The following is an 18,006-nucleotide window of genomic DNA, read 5'->3' as shown; positions in this document are numbered from 1 at the left end:
CATGGCGACGCTTCGGTCCGGGCGTGTTCACGAGAACACGCTCCTTCTTGTCGCGCACGGAGGAATGACATGCGCCCTGTTTCCCTGCTGGCCCTGATGGCCGCAGTTCCCGCCCTGGCCCTGCCTGGCCTGGCTTTCGCCGATACGGCCGTGGCCGAAGTCGATCAGGTGGTGGTCACCGCCGGTCGCGAGCCCGAAAAGCTGTCGGAAGTCTCGACCAGCATGACGGTGATCGACGCCGAGGCCCTGAAGAAGGCCCAGGCCGTCGTGATCTCCGACCTGCTGTCGCGCACGCCGGGCGTCACCGTCACTCGCAACGGCGGCGTCGGCGGCACGACCCAGCTGCGCATCCGCGGCGCCGAGACCGACCAGACCGTGGTGCTGATCGACGGCGTCAAGCTGAACGATCCGTCCTCGACCGGCGGCGGCTACAACTTCGCCACCCTGCTGGCCGGCAACGTCAACCGCATCGAGGTGCTGCGCGGCTCGCAGTCGACCCTGTGGGGCAGCCAGGCCATCGGCGGCGTCGTCAACCTGCTGACCGCCACGCCCAGCGGCCCGCTCACCACCCAGTTGGCGACCGAGGTCGGCTCGCGCGACACCGCCTACGGCAACGCCGCGCTCAGCGCCGGCGGCGACTGGGGCGGCTGGCGGATCGCCGGCGCCTACTACACCACCGACGGCGTCTCGGCCTTCGGCAAGTCGTACGGCGGCAAGGAGAAGGACGGCTACCGCAACGCGGGCGTCAGCGGCCGCCTGGACCTGAACGTCACCGACTGGGCCACCGTCGACCTGCGCACGTCCTACGCCGCCTCGAAGAACGAATTCGACGGCTTCCCCGCCCCGCTCTACGCCTTCGCCGACAGCCCCGAATACGGCAAGACCAAGGAACTGGTCAGCTACGCCGGCGTGCGCCTGAGCGCCTTCGACGGCGCGCTGAAAAATCGCCTCGGCTTCGGCTACACCCAGACCGACCGCGACAACTTCGATCCCAGCTCGTCGGTCCCCAAGACCTTCGACGCCCGCGGCACCAACAAGCGCTTCGAGTACCAGGGCACCTGGCAGGTCAGCGAGATCCTCCGCGCGACCTTCGGGGCCGAGACCGAGCGCTCGTGGTTCCGCACCGCCTCGCCATCGGAATGGGAACCGAACCCGACGCCCGACAGCCACGCCGCGCGCACCGACAGCCTGTACCTGCACCTGCGCGCCCAGCCGGTCGAGGGCCTGACCCTGACGGGCGGCGTGCGCCGGGAGGACCACTCGGCCTTCGGCGACGCCACGGTCTATCAGGCCGGCGCGTCCTATTCGCCCAACGGCGGCGTCACGGTGTTCCGCGCCAACTACGGCGAGGGCTTCAAGGCCCCGTCGCTGTACCAGCTCTACAGCATCTACGGCGATGCGAACCTGAATCCCGAGGAGTCGGAAAGCGTCGACCTGGGCGTCGAGCACAGCGTGCTGAACGGCCGCGTGCGCGCGGGCCTGACCTGGTTCCACCGCGACATCACCAACCAGATCGACTACGTCTCCAACAACACCCCGCCCAACTACGGCGGCTACGCCAACTTCGCCAAGACGGAGACCAGCGGCGTGGAGCTGGAGACCACCATCGAGGTGACCTCGTCGCTGAAGGTGACGGCGAACTACACCAACATGGACCCGATTAACCGTTCGGCCACCAACAACGGCAAGCGCCTTCCGCGCCGCGCCGGCGAGACGGCCAACCTGAACGCCGACTACGACTGGAAGAGCGGCCTGACCACGGGCGTCTCGGTGCAGTACGTGGGCGAGAGCTACGACAACGCCACCAACACCCGCCGCCTGAAGAGCTACGCCCTCTTCGACCTGCGGGCCGCCTATCCGCTGAACGACACCTTCGAGGTGTTCGGCCGCGTCGAAAACCTCTTCGACAAGGAATACGAGACCATCTACCGCTACGGCTCGGTGGGCCGCGGCGCCTTCGCCGGCGTCCGGGCGAAGTTCTGATGAGCGGTTCGCCGTCGTCCCTTTCCGGACACGGCGGCCGCCTGGCGGCGGCGCGGGCGCGTTTTCCGGATGCGCCCGCGCCGTGGCTGGACCTGTCGACGGGGATCAATCCCCGCCCCTATCCGGTTCCGCCCCAGGCCTTCGAGGACTGGGGCCGCCTGCCCGATCCAGCCGACCTGGCGCGGCTGGAGGCCGTGGCCGCCCAGGCCTTCGGTGTCGAGGACCCCGCCCGGGTCGTCGCCGTGCCCGGCAGCGAGACGGCGATCCGTCTCTTGCCCAAGATCCTGCCGCGCGGCCGCGTGAGCCTGCCGGTTCCCACCTATTCCAGCCACCCGCTCGCCTGGCGGCGCGTCGGTTCCGAGGTCGTGGCCGACCCGGACGAGGCCGACCTCTGCGTCGTGGTGAACCCCAACAATCCCGACGGCCGCAGCCTGGCGCCCGAGGCGGTGCTGGCGCTGGGCCAGCGCGGCGCGGTAGTCGACGAGGCCTTCGTCGAGTGCGAGCCGTCGCTGTCGGTCGCCCCGTTCGCCGGCGCGCCGGACCATGAGCGGCTGATCGTGCTGCGCTCGTTCGGCAAGTTCTACGGTCTGGCCGGACTGCGGTTGGGCTTCGTGATCGCCCGGCCGGCGCTCGCCAGGCGCCTGCGCGAGACTCTGGGCGAATGGCCCCTCTCCGCCCCGGCCCTGGCCGCGGGCCTGGCGGCCTATCCCGACACCGCCTGGGCGAACGCCACGCGCGCCAGCCTGGCCGACGACGCCGCGCGGCTGGACGCCCTGTTGGTAGGTGCCGGTTTCGAGGTGGTCGGCGGGACCAGCCTGTTCCGCCTGACCCGCGCGGCCGACGCAGCCGTTCGCTTCGAGACCCTGGCGCGCGCCGGAATCCTGACGCGGCCCTTCGATCACGACCCGAGCCTGCTACGCTTTGGCCTGCCTGGATTCGACGCCGACTGGGCGCGCCTGGCCGCCGCCCTGGAGACCCCGCGATGAGCGACAACGCCAACGAGCAGCACGCCGAGGCGATGCGCGCCCTCAAGGCCGAGCGTGAAGAGCTGATGAAATCGAAGACCCTGGAGAAGGGTCTGCTGCTGGTCCACACCGGCGACGGCAAGGGCAAGTCCTCGGCCGGCTTCGGCATGGTCGCCCGCTCGCTGGGCTGGGGCATGCAGGTGGGCGTGGTGCAGTTCATCAAGGGCAAGTGGAAGACTGGCGAACGCCTGTTCTTCAGCCGCTTTCCCGACCAAGTGCGCTACCGCGTCATGGGCGAGGGCTTCACCTGGGACACCCAGGACCGCGAGCGCGACGTGGCCGCGGCCAAGGCCGCGTGGGAAGAGAGCAAGGCGATGATCGCCGATCCGACGCTCGACTTCGTGCTGCTGGACGAGATCAACATCGCCCTGCGCTACGACTATCTCGACATCGACGAGGTGGTGGAGACGCTGAAGGCCCGTCCCAACGACAAGCACGTCTGCCTGACCGGCCGCAACGCCAAGCCGCAACTGCTGGAAATCGCCGACCTGGTCACCGAGATGACCCTGGTCAAGCATCCGTTCGAGCAGGGCTTCAAGGCCCAGCGCGGGGTGGAGTTTTGACTGGTTTCAGCAGGCGGGTCGCTCTGGGGGCTAGCCTTGCCGTCGGCCTCGGCGCCGGCGCGCCGAAGAAGCCGCGCCTCGTGTCGCTCAATCCCTGCCTCGACGGCGTGCTGGTCGAAGTCGCCGACCGCGACCAGATCGCGGCGCTCAGCCACTACGCCCGCGATCCGCAGCAATCGAGCATCGCCGAGCGGGCCAAGTCCTATCCGATGACCTACGAAAGCGCCGAGGAGGTGATCGCGCTTAGGCCCGACGTGGTGCTGAGCGCGGCCCACTCCTCGCCGGCCACCCGCGCGGCTCTCAAGAGGCTGGGCGTGCGGGCCGAGCTCTTCAAGGTGCCCAACAGCTGGGCCGAGAACCAGGAAGACATCCGCCGCATCGCCGCCGCCGCCGGTCATCCCGAGCGCGGTGAAGCTCTGATCGCCCGCATCGACCAGGCCCTGGCAGCCGCCGCCCCGCCGCCGGGCTCCAGGCCGCTGGAGGCCCTGGTCTTCCAGCCCAACGGCTTCGCGGCCGGCGAAGGCACGCTGGTCGACGAGATGCTGACCCGCACCGGTTTCAAGAACGTCGCCAGCCGCTACGGCCTGAAGAAGTGGGGCAATGTCCCGCTGGAGCGGCTGCTGGCCGATCCGCCGCAGGTGCTGCTGGCCGGACAGGCCCGTCCCGACGCCCCGACCTGGGCCGAACGGATGCTCAACCACCCAGCCCTCGCCAAGGTGAGCCATCGCATGACCCGCGAGACCTTCCCCGAGCGGCTGCTCTATTGCGGCGGCCCGACCCTGATCCACACCGCCGCGACCCTGGCGGCCGCCCGCCGCAACGCCCTGAAGGCCCGAGCATGAGCCATAACCGCCGAACCTGGCTGCTGATCGCCGGCCTGCTGCTGGCCGTGGCGGTCCTCTTCGGGCTGTCGCTGATGAGCGGCCGCGTCTGGGCGCCGTGGAGCGCCTGGGTCGACCGCTCGGACCCGCGCTGGGCGATCATCTTCGAACTGCGCCTGCCGCGCACCGTGCTGGCCGTGGCCATCGGCGCGGCGCTGGGCATGTCGGGCGCGGCCATGCAGGGCTACACCCGCAACCCGCTGGCCGATCCGGGCGTGCTTGGCGTGTCGTCGATGGCGGCGCTGGGGGCGGTGATGAGCCTCTATCTGGGCCTGGCCTTCACCGCGACCTGGCTGCTGCCGGCCTGCGCGGTGCTGGGCGCGGCGATCGGCGTGGGACTGATGCTGGCCCTGGCCGGCACTACCGGCGGCACGGTGACCTTCCTGCTGGCCGGGGTGATCCTCAACACCGTAGCCAGCGCCGGCGTGGCGCTGGCTCTGTCGCTGGCGCCGAACCCTTGGGCCGCGCAGGAGATCATTAGCTGGCTGCTTGGCTCCCTGGCCGACCGCAGCGTCGACGAGGTGCGGCTGGCCGTGCCGCTGATCGTGGCGGGCCTGGCCGTGCTGCTGACCCTGCCCCGTTCGCTCGACGCCCTGACCCTGGGCGAGACCGGCGCCGCGGCCCTCGGCGTCAACCTGTCGGCGGTGCGGGTGCTGCTGGCCGTCGGCGTCGGCGTGGCTTCCGGGGCGAGCGTGGCCGTCACGGGCCTGATCGGCTTCGTCGGCCTGATCGCCCCCCACCTGGTGCGGCCGCTGGTCGGACACCGGCCAGGCGCCCTGCTCGTGCCGTCGGCCCTGGCCGGCTCGGCCCTGGTGCTGGCGGCCGACATCATGGTGCGCCTGACCCCGTCCGCGGCCGAGATGCGGCTGGGCGTGGCCACCGCCGCCGTCGGCGGGCCGTTCTTCCTGGCTCTTCTGATCACCATGCGCCGGAGGCTTGCATGACCGCAGCCACGCTTTCCGCCGAGAACCTTACCGTCGCCCTGGGCGGCCGCCCGGTGCTGCAGGGCGTCAGCGCGCAGTTCCGCCCCGGCGAGGTGACCGCCGTGGTCGGTCCCAACGGCGCAGGCAAGTCGACCCTGCTGGCCTGCCTGGCGGGTCTGCGCAAGCCAGACGCCGGTAGCGTGACCCTGGGCGGCGCGCCCCTGGCTTCGCTGACGCATCGCGAGCGGGCGCGGCGCATCGGCTTCCTGCCGCAGACGCCGGAAGTGGCCTGGGCCGTCGACGTCGAGACCCTGGTGGGCCTTGGCCGCACGCCGCACAGCGGCGCGCGGGGTCTCTCCGAAGCTGACCACCTGGCCGTGGCCAAGGCCCTGAAGCAGACCCATCTCGAAGATCTGGCCCGGCGCGAGGTCAAGAGCCTGTCGGGTGGCGAGCGCGGCCGCGCCCTGTTCGCCCGGGTGCTGGCCGGCGAGCCGTCGTGGCTGCTGGCCGACGAGCCGCTGGCGGGCCTGGATCCCGGCCACCAGCTGGACGCCGTTGACCTGATGCGCGACTTCGCCGCCAAGGACGGCCAGGGCGTGGTCATGACCCTGCACGACCTGGCCGTGGCCGCGCGCCTGGCCGACCGGGTGCTGGTGCTGGTGGACGGCAAGCTGATCGCCGACGGCCCGCCGCGCGAGGCCCTGACCCCGGATGTCCTGGCCAGGGCCTACGGAGTCACGGCAAGGGTGGTGGAGGGCCAGACCGGCCCGCTGATCGAACTGGTCGGACGCCATGGCTGAACCGCTGCTGCTCGCCCCTCCGCTGGCCCTCGTGATCGAGGCCCTGATCGGCTATCCGGCGAGCCTGCACGCGGCCATCCCCCATCCGGTCACCTGGGTCGGCAAGGCCATCGACACTCTGGAGCGGCGCTGGAACCGGCCGGAGACCTCGGAACTGCGGCGGCGAGAGCTGGGCGTCGTGAGCGTGGCGCTGCTGGTCCTCGGCGCGGTGCTGATCGGCGGCGCGCTGGAGTCGATGTTCGACAGCGGCCTGCTGGCGACCCTGGCGGTGGCGCTGCTCGCCACTTTGGGCCTGGCCCAGCGCAGCCTGCACCAGCACGTGATGGCCGTGCTCGACCCGCTGGAGGCCGGCGACCTGCCCGCCGCCCGCATCTCGGTCGGCCGGATCGTCGGGCGCGACGTCGAGGAGCTGGACCTGCACGGGATCACGGCGGCGGCGCTGGAAAGCCTGGCCGAGAGCTTCAACGACGGGGTCGTGGCTCCCGCCTCGTGGCTGACCCTGTTCGGCCTGCCGGGTCTCTTCGCCTACAAGGCGGTGAACACCGCCGACAGCCAGATCGGCCACATGGAGCCGCGCTGGCGCTCGTTCGGCTGGGCGGCGGCCCGAACCGACGATGTGATGAACTTCGTCCCCGCGCGTCTCGCCGGCCTGCTGATCTGCCTGGGCGCGGGCTGGAAGGGCTGGGACGTCATGCGCCGCGACGCCAAGAAGCACGCCTCGCCCAACGCCGGCTGGCCGGAAGCCGCCATGGCCGGGGCCCTGGGCGTCAAGCTGGGCGGCGCCGCGCGCTATGATGGCGAGACGACGGAGCGCCCGAGCTTCGGCGACGGCCGCGCGCCCGACCTGACCGACTTGCGCCGGGGCCTGCGGATCTACCGCCGGTCCTGCGCCCTGCTGTGGCTGCTGGTCGCCCTGGCCTGCGCCGCCGGCTGGAGACTTGTGCAATGACCTTCACGCCCCCCGCCATCCCCGCCGTCGACCGCGCCCTGGAAGCGAGCTTGCGCGCCAAGCTGGACGGCAAGGCCAAGCCGCCGGGGTCGCTGGGCCGGATCGAGGACCTGGCCGTGCAACTGGGCCTGATCGAGGGGAACCTCTCGCCCCGCGCCGCCCGCACGGCGTTGCTGGTATTCGCCGGCGACCATGGCCTGACCGAAGAAGGCGTCTCCAGCTATCCGTCGAGCGTCACCGTGGCGATGGTCGGCCTGTTCCTGATCGGCCGCTCCAGCGTCAACGCCTTCGCCAGGGCCACGGGCGTGTCGGTGAAGGTGGTGGACGCCGGCGTCGCCGCCGCGCTGCCGGCCCATCCCGACCTGATCGACGCCAAGGTGCGCCTGGGCGCCCGCAACGCCGCCCGCGAAGCCGCGCTGACGCCGGAGGAGACGGCTCTGGCCCTGACGCGCGGGATCGAGATCGCCGGCCGCGCCCTCGATGAAGCGGACGTGCTGGCCATCGGCGAGATGGGCATCGGCAACAGCTCCGCAGCAGCCCTGGTCATGCACCGGCTGGCGCCCGCCCCGCTGGAGGCCTGCGTCGGCCAGGGCACGGGCCACGACGAGGCCGGTCTGGCCCGCAAGGCCGCCGCCATCGCCCGCGCCGCCGCCCGCAGCGACGCGACCGAACCCTTCGCCGTGCTATCCGAGTTCGGCGGCTGCGAGATCGCCATGATGGCCGGCGCGGTGCTGGGCGCGGCCGCGCGCCGGCGGCCCGTGCTGGTGGACGGCTTCATCGCCACCGCGGCGGCCCTGGCGGCCGTGCGCCTGGTCCCTGAAGCCCTGGACTACTGCGTCTTCGCCCACGGCTCGGCCGAGAAGGGTCACGCCGCCATGCTGGCGGCCCTGGACGCCAGGCCCCTGCTCGATCTTGGCCTGCGGCTGGGCGAAGGCACCGGCGCAGCGCTCGCCGCCCCCCTGCTGGCGGCGGCTGCCAACCTGCTGAACGAGGTCGCCGACCTCGCCGACGTGCTGGGATGATCGGCCGGCAGGTCCAGCTGCTGCTCTGCGCGGTGCAGTTCCTGACCCGCCTGCCGACCCCTGCCCTGCGCGAGTTCGAGCCCGACTGGATCACCCGCTCGGCCCGCTACTTCCCGCTGGTCGGTCTGCTGGTCGGCGGGCTCAGCGCTCTCGTGCTGCTGGGGGCGAGCCAGGGGTGGGACGGCTGGGTTCCGGCGATCCTGGCCCTGGGCGCCGGCTTCCTGCTGACTGGCGGCTTCCACGAGGACGGCCTGGCCGACACCGCCGACGGCCTGGGCGGCGGCCAGACCCGCGAGCGGCGGCTGGAGATCATGAAGGACAGCCGGGTCGGGACCTACGGCGTCCTGGCCCTGGTCGTGGTGCTGGGCGCCAAGGCTGCGACGCTCGCGACGCTGACGCCCCTGAACGCCGCCCTGGCCCTGATGGCCGCCCATGGCGTCGGACGCGTGGCGGCCGTCGCCGCCATGGCCGCCCTGCCCCACGTCAGCGACCGCGCCGACGCCAAATACAAGCCCGCGCCCGACGGCGTGAAGCCGGCCGAGGTGCTGGTCGCCGCCCTGCTGGGCCTGTGGCCGTTGTTGCTGGTTCCGCCGACCGCCGCCCTGGTCGGCCTGACCCTCGCCGCCATCCTTGCCATCGCTCTGGCCCTGGTGGCCCGCCGGCTGATCGGCGGCTATGTCGGCGACGTGCTGGGCGGGATCGAGCAGGTCGCCGAGCTGGGCGCGCTGCTGGGCCTGGCGGCGGTGCTGGCGTGATCCTGGCGGTCTGCCCGCTGAGCCGGCTGGACGAGCATCTGGCGGCGCAACGACCTTCGCACCTCGTCAGCCTGCTGTCGCCAACCGCCGAGCCGTCGCCGGTCGAGGGCGTGGAACGGCTGTATCTGGCGTTCCACGACATCGCCGAGCCGCGTGCCGGCCTTATGGCGCCCAGCGCGGAAACCATCGCCGCCCTGCTGGCCTTCGCCGAGGGCTGGACCGGCGAGCGGCCGCTGCTGCTGCACTGCTATGCGGGGGTCAGCCGCTCGACGGCGGCGGCCTTCATCCTGGCCTGCGCCCGACGCCCGGACCGCGCCGAAGCGGAGCTGGCCCAGGCCCTGCGGCGCCTGTCGCCCTCGGCCACGCCCAATCGGCTGATGGTCGCCCTGGCCGATGCGGCGCTGGGGCGCGAGGGACGGATGTCGGCGGCGATCGAGGCGATCGGCCGGGGCGCGGACTGCTACGAGGGCGAGGCCTTCGCCTGGAACCTGGCCAACGATCTCGTCAGTAGGTGACCGTCGCCACCACCTGGTCGCCATAGGTCGCGGGCGCGGGCGTGGTCTGGGCCGGCACGCGGCCGTAGAGCGTCAGAGGCTGGGTGCCGCCCGTGCCGGTTCCGCCCGCTGTCTGGCCGGCCGTCGATCCCCAAGGCGAGGCGCGCGCCGCGTCATGGTAGATGCCGTAGGTGACGTACTCGGTTCCCGCCTTCATCCGCCGCGCCGTGGCCGAGGTTCCCTGCTGGCCGTTGTCCAGCCCGATGGCGTAGGGGGTGTCCTTGGTGCAGGTCACCGACATGGCGCTCTGGGCGTCCTTGACGGCGCTGAGCACGCCGGCGTTTCCGAAGCCGAGATTGCCGGTCGAGATCGTGCAGTCGGGGATCAGGGTGGCGCTGTAGGTGAAGGTCGCCGGCACGACCGCATAGCCGATCGTCACCCCCGCGCAGCTCAGCAGGTTCAGGCCCCAGAAGAAGTTCTGCCCCGTGAAGCTGGTCGAATAGGCGCCGGGGACGGTCGTGGTCGTGGTCGTCAGCCGCAGATAGACGGTCTGGTTGACGTTGATCGTGGTGCCTGTCCCGGGACTGGCGGTGATGGTCGGCACCGCGCCGAACGCCAGCAGCGACGAGGATCCCCAGGTCTGGGTGCGGCCGGCGTCCTGGTAGACCTGGAACGCCACTGTGGCCCCGCCGGGGCCGACCATGTAGCGCTGCCCGCCCGCGTTGCCGCCGCCAGAGCCGGCGTCGAGATTGGGGCACAGCGAATAGCTCAGCAGCGATCCCAACCCGGTGCAGCTGAAATTGAGGTTGGCCGTGGCGTCCACCGTCCCCGCCGTCAGCGGGCTGAGGGTGGAGCCGAGATTGACGCTGGTGACCGAGGCCGTGCAACTGGCCGCGGCCTGGGCCGAGGACGGCGCGCCGAACCAGACGAAGGCGGCGACCAGCAGGCCAGCCAGCGCGACGAGGCGCGCCCGCCAGAGGCTAACGACAGACGGCGTCGACCACATGCCGGCCTCCCTCGCTGGCGGCGCCGATCACCAGGCGCGCGAAGCATTCGTTTCCATCCTCGACGACAACGCGCAGGTCGGCGTCTTCGCTCACCCCGGTCAGGAACGCCTGCCCATCGTAGCCGACGATGACCCGCTCGGCGACGCCGGCGCGGATCACCTCGGCGCCGGGCGGCACGAAGCTTCCGTCCGGACGATGCAGGGTCAGCAGCACGGCCGGCGGGGTCTTGCCGACGCCGAAGCGGACGATCGCGCCGCCGTTGGCCATCGGGACCACGCTGCGCTCGGTCTGGGCGGCTTCCAGCTCCAGCGGCAGGTCCTGGCTGTCGATCGACAGGCGATTGACGTCGAAGGCCTCGAGATTGCGCACCAGCAGGCGGCCGTTGCGGTCGCTGCGGCCAACCTTCTGGTTCTGGTAGAGCACCGGCACGTCGGGGGCGCCGACCTCGACCAGGGCGAACGAGCCCTCGAGACGGTTGGTGGTCGCCGCGACGCCGCCGAGCCAGGCCACCGCGCCGTCGACCTGTAGCTGGCCGCGCACCGCGCCGTCGGCGTACTGGGCGGCCGCCGAGACGCGGGCGTTGCGGCCGCGATAGGCCGCCTGCCCCTCGAAGCCCTGGTGAGCGCCCTGCTCGATGCGGGCCCGCCAGCCATAGGTCCCGTCGGCCTGGGTCTCGGCCCGGCTGGCCTCGACGAAGGCCGTGGTGTCGCCGCCCTGGACCTGCACGCCGGCCGATGAGGAACTGCGCGAGCCCAGCGGCACCGACAGGCCCAGGAAAGCGCCGGTGTCGCGCTGTTCTCCCCGGCTGACATAGCCGGTGAGATAGGCCGTCAGGCGTTCGCCGAAGGTATGACGCAGGGACCCGCTCCACACCTGGCGGCGCGGGCCGGCGGCGGCGGTCTGGGCGCTGTAGGAGGCGCTGGCCACCGGCGCTTCGCCCTTGCGCATCAGCAGGGCCAGCCGCAGGGGCGTCGAGACGGTGAACTGGTCGATGGCGCGCGGCGGCTCGTCGCCGCCCATCTTCCAGTTGCGGTAGAACGAGGGGCGCGAGGTGACGGCGGCCAGGTCGCGATAGCCGGCCGTGGCGCGCATGCTCATGCCCGACAGGTAGAAGCCGGCGAAGCGGCTGTCGAAGACCACGGCCGCCAGCGCGCCGCTCTCGTCGTCGGTCCGGCTGGCGGCGAACGAGCCCGACACCACGCCCAGGCCGCCGACCTGGGCCGTCAGGCCGCCGCCGCCCTGGATCAGGCCCGCGCCGGCCTCGACATGACCCTCCACCGTCAGGGCGTCGAGCACGCCGTAGCGCAGGCTGGCCGAGGCGATGGGCGAACCGGCGTAGTCGGCGGACTCGACGCCGAAGCCGCGGCGGGCGAAGCCGGCCTCGGCCGAGAAATCGGCCAGGCCCTTGCGCAGCAGCAGGGGGGTGGCGAAGAACGGCGCGCTGACGGCCACCTGCCGGCCGGCCGCGTCGTTCAGGACCAGGCGCACGTCGCTGTAGCCCTGGCCCGGCGGCAGGCCGTCGATCTCGATCGGGCCGGCGCCCACCGGCCGGCTGAGGATCCGGGTGTCGTTGACATAAAGCTCCAGCGTCGAGGGCGCGGCGGCGGTGGTCGCCAGGCGCGGCGACGGCATGGTGACGATGTCGGGGCGGGTGGCGAAGTCGCGCCGCAGCTGGAAGCCGGCCATGCGGATCGGGCGGGTCCAGGCGAAGCCGCCGTTGATGTAGTCGCCGGCCTTCAGCCCCATCATCCGCCGAGGCTCGAACCAGGACCACGTCGTGTCGAGCCGCACGATCCGTCCGGTGTCGCCGACGCGGCTGGCCGCCACGCTGCTGGAGAGGGTTCCGAAGCGGCCGAAGACGCGGCCGTCTAGCGCCAGGCCCAGCGAATCCACCCCCAGGCCATCGCTATCGTCGACTTGGCCGCCGTCGGCGGAGAACACGTAGTTGAGCACCGCGCCCAGGTCCTGGCGCGGCGCCCCGGCCGCATCGCGGTTGGCGGCCAGGTTGAAGCGCTGAACGGCGAGCAGGTCGATGTCGGCATTGACCATCAGCCGCTGGCCGACGTCGTCATAAGCCGCCGACAGCCCGCGGAGCGCGGACAGATCCACCAGCCCCACGCCGCTGGCGGTCAGGCCCACCGCCCGCATCTCGTCGGCGCGCATCTCCAGGCGGCCGTCGGCCTCGCGCGCGACGGCGGCCACCAGACCGGTGTTGCGTCCGTTGATCCAGACTTCCAGCTGAAGGTCTTCACGCATCGTCTCGATAGCCTTCAGATCCGGCAGCGGCAGGTCCTGAGCGGAAGCCGAGGTTCCCAAGGCGGCGAAGGCGAGACTGAGGGCGACCGCTTCAGTCGCTCTTGAGCGGCGCATCGATTGGCCCGGTGTCGGTGTCGGCGATCAGCCGCACGCCGGCGGCGGGCTGGAACGCCCCCGCGGGCCAGGAGACTTCCGCTCCGGGCAGGACATAACCCACAAGGCCCTTGCGTTCGGCAAGGACCGCGCCGCTGGCGTCGCCGATGCGCAGGTTGGCCAGGCGCAGGCGACGGGTTCCGGTGTTGCGCCCGACGAGGGCCGCGCCGCCGTCCTCGGACGGCCGCAGGCGCCACTCGATCTTGGGCCGCTCGCGACCGGAACCGAAGAAGAGCGGGATGGAATGGCGCATCAGCAAGGTGACCTGCCGGCCGGTCTCGCTGAGCGGCGGCGGCAGTTCGTCGACGATGAGGCGGTAGGATTCCTCGGCCTCCGGCGGACGGCCGTCGAGCCGCACCACCCGCACCGTGCGGCTGGCGCCCGGATCGACCTTGGCGATCGGCGGGCTGACGACGACGCCGGTGGCGGGCACCAGCACGTCGCGGCCGTTGGCCTGGGTCCAGCGGAAGACCCGGATCTGGACGTTCAGCGCCGCAGCGTCGTCGTTCTGCAGAGTCAGGGTGGTCGCGTTCTGGCCGGCGGGCAGGTCCAGGCTCACCGGGCTGACGCGCAGCGACGCGGCGGTCGCTTGCGCGCCGCCGAGCGCGGCCAGAGCCAGACCGGCCAGGAGAGCGACCGCGCGCATGTCAGTAGGTGATCGTCACCGCGACGAGGTCGCTGTAGGCGCCCTCGGCCGGGGTGGACTGGGCCGCGACGCGGCCATAGGCGGTGTAGGACTGCACGGCCCCGTTGCCGGTGCCGGCCTGGGTGTCGACGTTCTGGGTGACGCCCCAGACCTGGGTGCGGCTCGCGTCGCGGTAGAGGGCGTAGCTGACCGTGTCGTTGGCGGCGCTGGTCATCTTGCGCGCGGCCACCGTGGCCCCCGTGCCCGCACCGGCGCTCAGAGCGACGGTGTAAGGCGTGGAGTTGGTGCACTGCACGCCGATGGTGCTGGTAGTATCGATATTGGCGTCGATGACGCCGCGCGACCCGAAACTCACATTAGAGGCCGACTGCACCTTGCATTCGCCCTGGATGGTCAAGTTGACCTGAAAGGAACTCGACGCCGTCGCAGCGGTCGCCGAACCAGACATCGCCATGACCGCAAAGGTTCCAATGACGAAAACTGAAGTCGCTATTTTTTTCATGTCCGGCCGCCCCTTCTGGAAATTCGAACAGGTTTTCACTCGCGTAAGACTTGCTGCTCTCGCCATTGCCGAGTGATTAACGCGTGTTAGGGGTCGGGTGCGACGGCCCGCGGCACAGGTTCACTCGCCCGACCGGGGAATTTCGATACACACCTCTATCGAAAGTGGCGGTAAGTCCACTTTCGGGACGCGGAAAGATTGAGTCAGCAAGGAAAACGTCGGTTTTCGACCACCGTTACGCAAGCTTGGCCGCAACAACGGAATTTCGCCCTTTTCCGCAAAGTCCGGACCCGTTGCAGAGGCAACATGTCGCACTTGGCCGACGAGGGAAAAATGGAGGTCTCGGCTTTTCTCTGCAACGGATGCGCCGGCTTTCGACAAAAGCCGGAGACGACCTCCAAGCCGGGACGCCGCCAGACCGGCAGCATGACGGCGTTGGTCGGGCGCTTCACCGCGACGCCGACCGCTCCTCGCGGCCTCGCCTCTCCCCCAAAGACGGCCGCCCGACCGCCGCTTCGCCCTCCCCGCCCCCGCGGGCGAGGCGGCGGTCCCCGGAGAGGGAACGTCCGGCCGCGCTACGGCTTCCTAGTCACAGGAGGCCCGCCATGCCCGACGCCGATCCGACCAAGATCATTCCGCCCGCTCGCAAGCCTGATCTTTCCGAACAGCCCGAGGAACGCGCGGCGGCCGCCGACCGCGACGCCGTCGATCTCGAAGAGCCCCGCACCGTCCGCTACTGGACCGAAACCCTGGGCGTCAGCGAGGAACAGCTGCACACCGCCGTCGAACACGCGGGCGTGTCGGCCGAGGAAGTGCGGAAGTACCTGGGCAGCCACAGCTGAGGGGCCACAGGCTCTCATCGGCTACGCCTCTTGCGCCGCCAGCCGCGCGTCCTAACTAGCGTCACCATGAGCAAACACACCTTCACCGTCGAGCGTGGCGGCAAGACCCACAAATGCGAACGCATCGTCTCGGGCTCCCGGACGCTGAGTCAGACCGTTTCCGTCGAAGGATATGGGTCGCGGTCGGACATGAGGAGCTACGGCAGCACCGGCATCCCCGAGAGCAGCATGGCCATAAACGCGATTCTGATCGCGCAGGAGATGATCTCCGACGCGGGGGACTGACCCGCTCCCAAGCGCGGCAAAGCGGTGAATTGGTAGGCCTGGAGGGACTCGAACCCCCAACCAGACCGTTATGAGCGGTCGGCTCTAACCATTGAGCTACAGGCCCCCAAGGACCGCGCGGAACAGCAGAGTCGGCGCGGGCGAGGACGGGTCGATTAGCATGGGCTGCACGCGGCTTAAAGGTGCGGTTCAGGTTGAGTTTGCGACACGGGAACCAACCGAGGGGCGACGCACTGTGGCGTCCTGCCCTTCGCTGGAGAACGAGCATGACCCGCACCCGCACGACCGCCCTGGCCATCGCCTCTTTCGGCGCCGCCGCTTTGGCCCTGTCGGCCCTGCCCGCGAGCGCCCAGAGCGCCAACGACGCGGCGTTCCGCGCCACCACCTTCAACCTGTCGGCCACCGGCGAGACGGTGATCGCGCCGGACATGGCGACCATCACCCTGGGCGTGCAGACCGAAGGCGCCAGCGCCCAGGCGGCCCTGTCGGCCAACGGGACGGCGATGAACAAGGTGATCGCGGCGCTGAAGAAGGCCGGCGTCGCCGAGCGCGACATCCAGACCTCGAACCTCAACGTCAATCCGCAGTACGTCTATGAGCAGAACCAACCGCCGCGCCTGACCGGCTACCAGGCCAGCAACCAGGTGACGATCCTGGCGCGCGACCTTTCCAAGCTGGGCCAGACGATCGACGCGGCCGCCTCGGCCGGGGCCAACACCGTGGGCGGAATCAGCTTCGGCCTGCAGGACCCGCAGAAGGCCGAGGACGCCGCGCGCGTGAAGGCGGTGGAGGCCCTGAAGGCCAAGTCCGACCTCTACGCCCGGGCCACCGGCTACAAGGTGGTGCGCCTGGTCAGCCTGAACGAGGCTGGCGGCTACACGCCCTCCCCGCAGCCCGCGCCGATGTTCGCCATGGCCAAGCGCGAGATGGCCGACTCGACGGCGATCTCCGGCGGCGAACTGAAGGTGCGGATCGAGGTCAGCGCGACCTACGAGGCGCGCCAGTAAGAGAACGCGAAGTCCGCGCTGGTTAGAAGCCGGCGCGGACGAAAGCCCGCTCGACGCGGTCCTGGATCTCTATGCCCGGCAGGGCGCGCTCGCCCTCCATGACGGCGAGGTAGCGCAGGCCGGAGGGCTGGCGGCCCTTGCCGGCCGGGACCGGACCCATGGCCCAACCGACGGTGTTGGCGCCGGCGCTGTCGCAGCTGAGGAAGCGGGCCTCGCCGGACAGGTTGGCCTTCAGAACCTCCTGCGCCGTCGTCACCTTGCCTTCGCAGGTCGGCAGGTTGCGGGCGCAGGTGACGTAGCCGCCGCCGGTCCAGACGGTCTTGCCCTTGGCGTCGGCCACCAGCACGCAGGTCGAGGCCGAACCGATGGCGCGGCCGACGTACTGGGTCAGGGCGTCCTCGTCGACGCCCTTGGGCAGCTTCGGCGCGCAGCCGGCGAGCGCCAAGGCGCCGGCCAGGAGAACCAGGACGGCGCCGGACCGCATCAGGCGGCCTTCTTGATGAGGTTGCCTTCGTCGAGCAGCACGACGGTGGGGGCGTAGTTGCGCGCCTCTTCGGCCGGCATCTGGCAGTAGGTGACGACGATGACGGTGTCGTTCTTCTGCACCAGGCGGGCGGCGGCGCCGTTGACGCCGATCACCTTCGAGCCGCGCGGGGCCTCGATGGCGTAGGTGGTGAAGCGCGCGCCGGTGGTGATGTTGAGCACGTCGACCTGTTCGTTGGGCAGGATGCCCGAGGCGTCCAGCAGGTCGCGGTCGATGGCGATCGAGCCTTCGTAGTCGAGATCGGCCTGGGTCACCGTGGCGCGGTGCAGCTTGGCCTTCATCATGGTCAGAAGCATGGCGACGCCCCTTCTTATCTCTTTGAGTCACTGGGATTTCGCGAGGTAGCCACACACATGACCCGCGTTCAGTCAGGGCCATATAGACAGGATGGGCCGCGCGTTCAATCGCAGCGCAGCACGGCGCGGTGGATGGCTGCCGCCGATCAGGCCGCCGCGGCCTTCAGGAACGCCGTCATTCCCGCCAGCACCGGCGCCTTGTTCCGCAACGGCCGCGACAGGGCCAGCAGCGGGGCGGCGTGGTCGAGGCCGGGATAGACCTGCTCTTCCACGATGACGCCCGCCTCGCGCAGGGCCTTGGCCAGCTTGCGGGTGTTGCGCGGGCGGACAGTGGTGTCGGCCTCGCCCGTGGCCAGGAAGGCGGCCGGGGCGTCGGCGCGGACGAAGCTGATCGGTTGGGTGGCCACCAGATCGGGCGCGCCGCCGAAGGTGCGGGTCGAGATCTCCCCGTCCAGCGGCAGGAAGGCGTAGGGCCCCGAAAGACCCGCGAAGGCCTTCACCGCGCGGGGATCGACGCCGGCGGCCTGGAGGTATCGGGCGTCCAGCGCCAGCATGGCGGCGATATAGGCTCCGGCCGAATGGCCGGCGAACAGCAGGCGGGACGGATCCCCGCCCAGGCCGGCGGCGTGATCGACGGTCCAGCGCACGGCCAGGGCCGCGTCCTCCAGAAAGCTCGGGAACCGCACCTCGGGATAGAGCCGGTAGTCGGGCACGACGACAAGGAAGCCCTGGGCCGCCAGCGCCCGTCCGACCCAGCCGTATTCAGCGCGCCGGCCGGAGTTCCAGCCGCCCCCGTAGAAGAACACCAGCACCGGCGCGCCCTGGATCCCGCCCGGCGGGGCGTAGACGTCCAGCCGCTGGCGCGGATGCGCGCCATAGGCCGTCCCGCGCAGAGGAGACGTTGCCGCGTCCTTGGGCGTCAGGGTGGCGAACAGCGACAGAGGCGAGCAGGCCGAAGCCAGGCTCGCCGCCAGGGTCGCAAGGCCCGTCCGGCGCGTCATTCGAAGATCCATGCCCGCATCCGCCCCTCGCGTTCGCAAGAGATACGGAAGCGGGAGGCGATCGGAGGCAAG

At 71.0% G+C, this 18,006-nt stretch carries 20 protein-coding genes and 1 tRNA gene; 13 read left to right on the top strand and 8 right to left on the bottom strand.

Annotation, left to right across the window (positions count from 1 at the left end; all coding sequences use genetic code 11):
- Positions 1-69 precede the first annotated feature (69 nt).
- The 10 genes from AC2YHT_RS19500 (at position 70) to AC2YHT_RS19455 (ending at position 9,416) form a co-directional block, all read left to right on the top strand.
- Positions 70-1,983, top strand: a complete 1,914-nt coding sequence (locus AC2YHT_RS19500) for a TonB-dependent receptor plug domain-containing protein (protein ID WP_487291570.1) — start codon at positions 70-72, stop codon at positions 1,981-1,983.
- Positions 1,983-2,969 carry a threonine-phosphate decarboxylase CobD gene (gene cobD / locus AC2YHT_RS19495; protein WP_487291569.1) on the top strand — a complete coding sequence of 329 codons (987 nt, stop codon included), beginning with the start codon at positions 1,983-1,985 and terminating at the stop codon, positions 2,967-2,969. Before AC2YHT_RS19500 ends, cobD begins: the two co-directional genes overlap by 1 nt.
- Positions 2,966-3,571: a cob(I)yrinic acid a,c-diamide adenosyltransferase gene (gene cobO / locus AC2YHT_RS19490; protein WP_487291568.1), complete on the top strand. Its 606-nt coding sequence runs from the start codon at positions 2,966-2,968 to the stop codon at positions 3,569-3,571. The genes cobD and cobO overlap by 4 nt, the downstream gene beginning before the upstream one ends.
- Positions 3,572-3,651: 80 nt before the next feature.
- Positions 3,652-4,413, top strand: a complete 762-nt coding sequence (locus AC2YHT_RS19485) for an ABC transporter substrate-binding protein (protein WP_487291567.1) — start codon at positions 3,652-3,654, stop codon at positions 4,411-4,413.
- Positions 4,410-5,396, top strand: coding sequence for a FecCD family ABC transporter permease (locus AC2YHT_RS19480; protein ID WP_487291566.1), 987 nt, complete (start codon positions 4,410-4,412; stop codon positions 5,394-5,396). Before AC2YHT_RS19485 ends, AC2YHT_RS19480 begins: the two co-directional genes overlap by 4 nt.
- Complete coding sequence (locus AC2YHT_RS19475; RefSeq protein ID WP_487291565.1) at positions 5,393-6,175, top strand: ABC transporter ATP-binding protein; 783 nt, start codon at positions 5,393-5,395, stop codon at positions 6,173-6,175. Before AC2YHT_RS19480 ends, AC2YHT_RS19475 begins: the two co-directional genes overlap by 4 nt.
- Complete coding sequence (cbiB, locus tag AC2YHT_RS19470; protein WP_487291564.1) at positions 6,168-7,124, top strand: adenosylcobinamide-phosphate synthase CbiB; 957 nt, start codon at positions 6,168-6,170, stop codon at positions 7,122-7,124. The genes AC2YHT_RS19475 and cbiB overlap by 8 nt, the downstream gene beginning before the upstream one ends.
- Positions 7,121-8,146, top strand: coding sequence for a nicotinate-nucleotide--dimethylbenzimidazole phosphoribosyltransferase (cobT, locus tag AC2YHT_RS19465; protein ID WP_487291563.1), 1,026 nt, complete (start codon positions 7,121-7,123; stop codon positions 8,144-8,146). The genes cbiB and cobT overlap by 4 nt, the downstream gene beginning before the upstream one ends.
- Complete coding sequence (cobS, locus tag AC2YHT_RS19460) at positions 8,143-8,901, top strand: adenosylcobinamide-GDP ribazoletransferase (protein WP_487291562.1); 759 nt, start codon at positions 8,143-8,145, stop codon at positions 8,899-8,901. Before cobT ends, cobS begins: the two co-directional genes overlap by 4 nt.
- A complete protein-coding gene (locus AC2YHT_RS19455) occupies positions 8,898-9,416 on the top strand; it encodes a tyrosine phosphatase family protein (RefSeq protein ID WP_487291561.1) in 519 nt (172 codons plus the stop codon). Before cobS ends, AC2YHT_RS19455 begins: the two co-directional genes overlap by 4 nt.
- Here AC2YHT_RS19455 and AC2YHT_RS19450 read toward each other — a convergent pair.
- From AC2YHT_RS19450 to AC2YHT_RS19435, 4 genes are read right to left on the bottom strand one after another with little or no spacing between them, the layout of a single operon-like run.
- The gene (locus tag AC2YHT_RS19450) at positions 9,406-10,401 is read right to left on the bottom strand and encodes a Csu type fimbrial protein (protein WP_487291560.1); all 996 of its coding nucleotides are present in this window, start codon (positions 10,399-10,401) and stop codon (positions 9,406-9,408) included. The two genes, AC2YHT_RS19455 and AC2YHT_RS19450, sit on opposite strands and share 11 nt — an antisense overlap.
- Entirely contained in the window at positions 10,376-12,772 is a 2,397-nt protein-coding gene (locus tag AC2YHT_RS19445) for a fimbria/pilus outer membrane usher protein (protein ID WP_487291559.1), read from the bottom strand. Before AC2YHT_RS19445 ends, AC2YHT_RS19450 begins: the two co-directional genes overlap by 26 nt.
- Positions 12,750-13,457 carry a fimbrial biogenesis chaperone gene (locus AC2YHT_RS19440; protein WP_487291558.1) on the bottom strand — a complete coding sequence of 236 codons (708 nt, stop codon included), beginning with the start codon at positions 13,455-13,457 and terminating at the stop codon, positions 12,750-12,752. The genes AC2YHT_RS19445 and AC2YHT_RS19440 overlap by 23 nt, the downstream gene beginning before the upstream one ends.
- A gap of 1 nt (position 13,458) precedes the next feature.
- Positions 13,459-13,905 carry a Csu type fimbrial protein gene (locus AC2YHT_RS19435; protein ID WP_255580321.1) on the bottom strand — a complete coding sequence of 149 codons (447 nt, stop codon included), beginning with the start codon at positions 13,903-13,905 and terminating at the stop codon, positions 13,459-13,461.
- 659 nt (positions 13,906-14,564) lie between these two features.
- Between AC2YHT_RS19435 and AC2YHT_RS19430 the strand changes: the two genes are divergently transcribed.
- Together AC2YHT_RS19430 and AC2YHT_RS19425 are read left to right on the top strand one after the other, a co-directional pair.
- Entirely contained in the window at positions 14,565-14,801 is a 237-nt protein-coding gene (locus AC2YHT_RS19430; RefSeq protein ID WP_487291557.1) for a DUF3606 domain-containing protein, read from the top strand.
- A 66-nt stretch (positions 14,802-14,867) separates the two neighbouring features.
- Positions 14,868-15,086 carry a hypothetical protein gene (locus tag AC2YHT_RS19425; protein WP_487291556.1) on the top strand — a complete coding sequence of 73 codons (219 nt, stop codon included), beginning with the start codon at positions 14,868-14,870 and terminating at the stop codon, positions 15,084-15,086.
- A gap of 30 nt (positions 15,087-15,116) precedes the next feature.
- Here the strand turns inward: AC2YHT_RS19425 and AC2YHT_RS19420 are convergent.
- Positions 15,117-15,192 (bottom strand) — tRNA-Ile (locus AC2YHT_RS19420).
- A 160-nt stretch (positions 15,193-15,352) separates the two neighbouring features.
- On the opposite strand from AC2YHT_RS19420, the gene AC2YHT_RS19415 reads away from it, so the two are divergent.
- On the top strand, positions 15,353-16,093 hold the full coding sequence (locus tag AC2YHT_RS19415; RefSeq protein ID WP_487291555.1) for an SIMPL domain-containing protein: 741 nt from the start codon (positions 15,353-15,355) through the stop codon (positions 16,091-16,093).
- A 22-nt stretch (positions 16,094-16,115) separates the two neighbouring features.
- Here the strand turns inward: AC2YHT_RS19415 and AC2YHT_RS19410 are convergent, their stop codons facing one another.
- From AC2YHT_RS19410 to AC2YHT_RS19400, 3 genes are all read right to left on the bottom strand, one after another.
- Positions 16,116-16,577 carry a hypothetical protein gene (locus AC2YHT_RS19410; RefSeq protein ID WP_487291554.1) on the bottom strand — a complete coding sequence of 154 codons (462 nt, stop codon included), beginning with the start codon at positions 16,575-16,577 and terminating at the stop codon, positions 16,116-16,118.
- A complete protein-coding gene (gene panD / locus AC2YHT_RS19405; RefSeq protein WP_110118544.1) occupies positions 16,577-16,933 on the bottom strand; it encodes an aspartate 1-decarboxylase in 357 nt (118 codons plus the stop codon). The genes AC2YHT_RS19410 and panD overlap by 1 nt, the downstream gene beginning before the upstream one ends.
- A 146-nt stretch (positions 16,934-17,079) precedes the next feature.
- The gene (locus AC2YHT_RS19400; RefSeq protein WP_487291553.1) at positions 17,080-17,934 is read right to left on the bottom strand and encodes an alpha/beta hydrolase; all 855 of its coding nucleotides are present in this window, start codon (positions 17,932-17,934) and stop codon (positions 17,080-17,082) included.
- Positions 17,935-18,006 lie beyond the last annotated feature (72 nt).

This window comes from Caulobacter sp. SRI_008 (assembly GCF_057586355.1).
The sequence above is the reverse complement of the archived record's forward strand: the minus strand, read 5'-3'. Positions and strand labels throughout refer to the sequence as shown.

Excerpts from the sequence above, each read along its gene's own strand:
- AC2YHT_RS19500 (WP_487291570.1), top strand. The coding sequence starts at position 70 with ATGCGCCCTGTTTCCCTGCTGGCCCTGATGGCCGCAGTTCCCGCCCTG.
- cobD (WP_487291569.1), top strand. The coding sequence starts at position 1,983 with ATGAGCGGTTCGCCGTCGTCCCTTTCCGGACACGGCGGCCGCCTGGCG.
- cobO (WP_487291568.1), top strand. The coding sequence starts at position 2,966 with ATGAGCGACAACGCCAACGAGCAGCACGCCGAGGCGATGCGCGCCCTC.
- AC2YHT_RS19480 (WP_487291566.1), top strand. The coding sequence starts at position 4,410 with ATGAGCCATAACCGCCGAACCTGGCTGCTGATCGCCGGCCTGCTGCTG.
- AC2YHT_RS19475 (WP_487291565.1), top strand. The coding sequence starts at position 5,393 with ATGACCGCAGCCACGCTTTCCGCCGAGAACCTTACCGTCGCCCTGGGC.
- cbiB (WP_487291564.1), top strand. The coding sequence starts at position 6,168 with ATGGCTGAACCGCTGCTGCTCGCCCCTCCGCTGGCCCTCGTGATCGAG.
- cobT (WP_487291563.1), top strand. The coding sequence starts at position 7,121 with ATGACCTTCACGCCCCCCGCCATCCCCGCCGTCGACCGCGCCCTGGAA.
- cobS (WP_487291562.1), top strand. The coding sequence starts at position 8,143 with ATGATCGGCCGGCAGGTCCAGCTGCTGCTCTGCGCGGTGCAGTTCCTG.
- AC2YHT_RS19450 (WP_487291560.1), bottom strand. The coding sequence starts at position 10,401 with ATGTGGTCGACGCCGTCTGTCGTTAGCCTCTGGCGGGCGCGCCTCGTC.
- AC2YHT_RS19445 (WP_487291559.1), bottom strand. The coding sequence starts at position 12,772 with ATGCGCCGCTCAAGAGCGACTGAAGCGGTCGCCCTCAGTCTCGCCTTC.
- AC2YHT_RS19440 (WP_487291558.1), bottom strand. The coding sequence starts at position 13,457 with ATGCGCGCGGTCGCTCTCCTGGCCGGTCTGGCTCTGGCCGCGCTCGGC.
- AC2YHT_RS19435 (WP_255580321.1), bottom strand. The coding sequence starts at position 13,905 with ATGTCTGGTTCGGCGACCGCTGCGACGGCGTCGAGTTCCTTTCAGGTC.
- AC2YHT_RS19430 (WP_487291557.1), top strand. The coding sequence starts at position 14,565 with ATGCCCGACGCCGATCCGACCAAGATCATTCCGCCCGCTCGCAAGCCT.
- AC2YHT_RS19425 (WP_487291556.1), top strand. The coding sequence starts at position 14,868 with ATGAGCAAACACACCTTCACCGTCGAGCGTGGCGGCAAGACCCACAAA.
- AC2YHT_RS19415 (WP_487291555.1), top strand. The coding sequence starts at position 15,353 with ATGACCCGCACCCGCACGACCGCCCTGGCCATCGCCTCTTTCGGCGCC.
- AC2YHT_RS19410 (WP_487291554.1), bottom strand. The coding sequence starts at position 16,577 with ATGCGGTCCGGCGCCGTCCTGGTTCTCCTGGCCGGCGCCTTGGCGCTC.
- panD (WP_110118544.1), bottom strand. The coding sequence starts at position 16,933 with ATGCTTCTGACCATGATGAAGGCCAAGCTGCACCGCGCCACGGTGACC.
- AC2YHT_RS19400 (WP_487291553.1), bottom strand. The coding sequence starts at position 17,934 with ATGACGCGCCGGACGGGCCTTGCGACCCTGGCGGCGAGCCTGGCTTCG.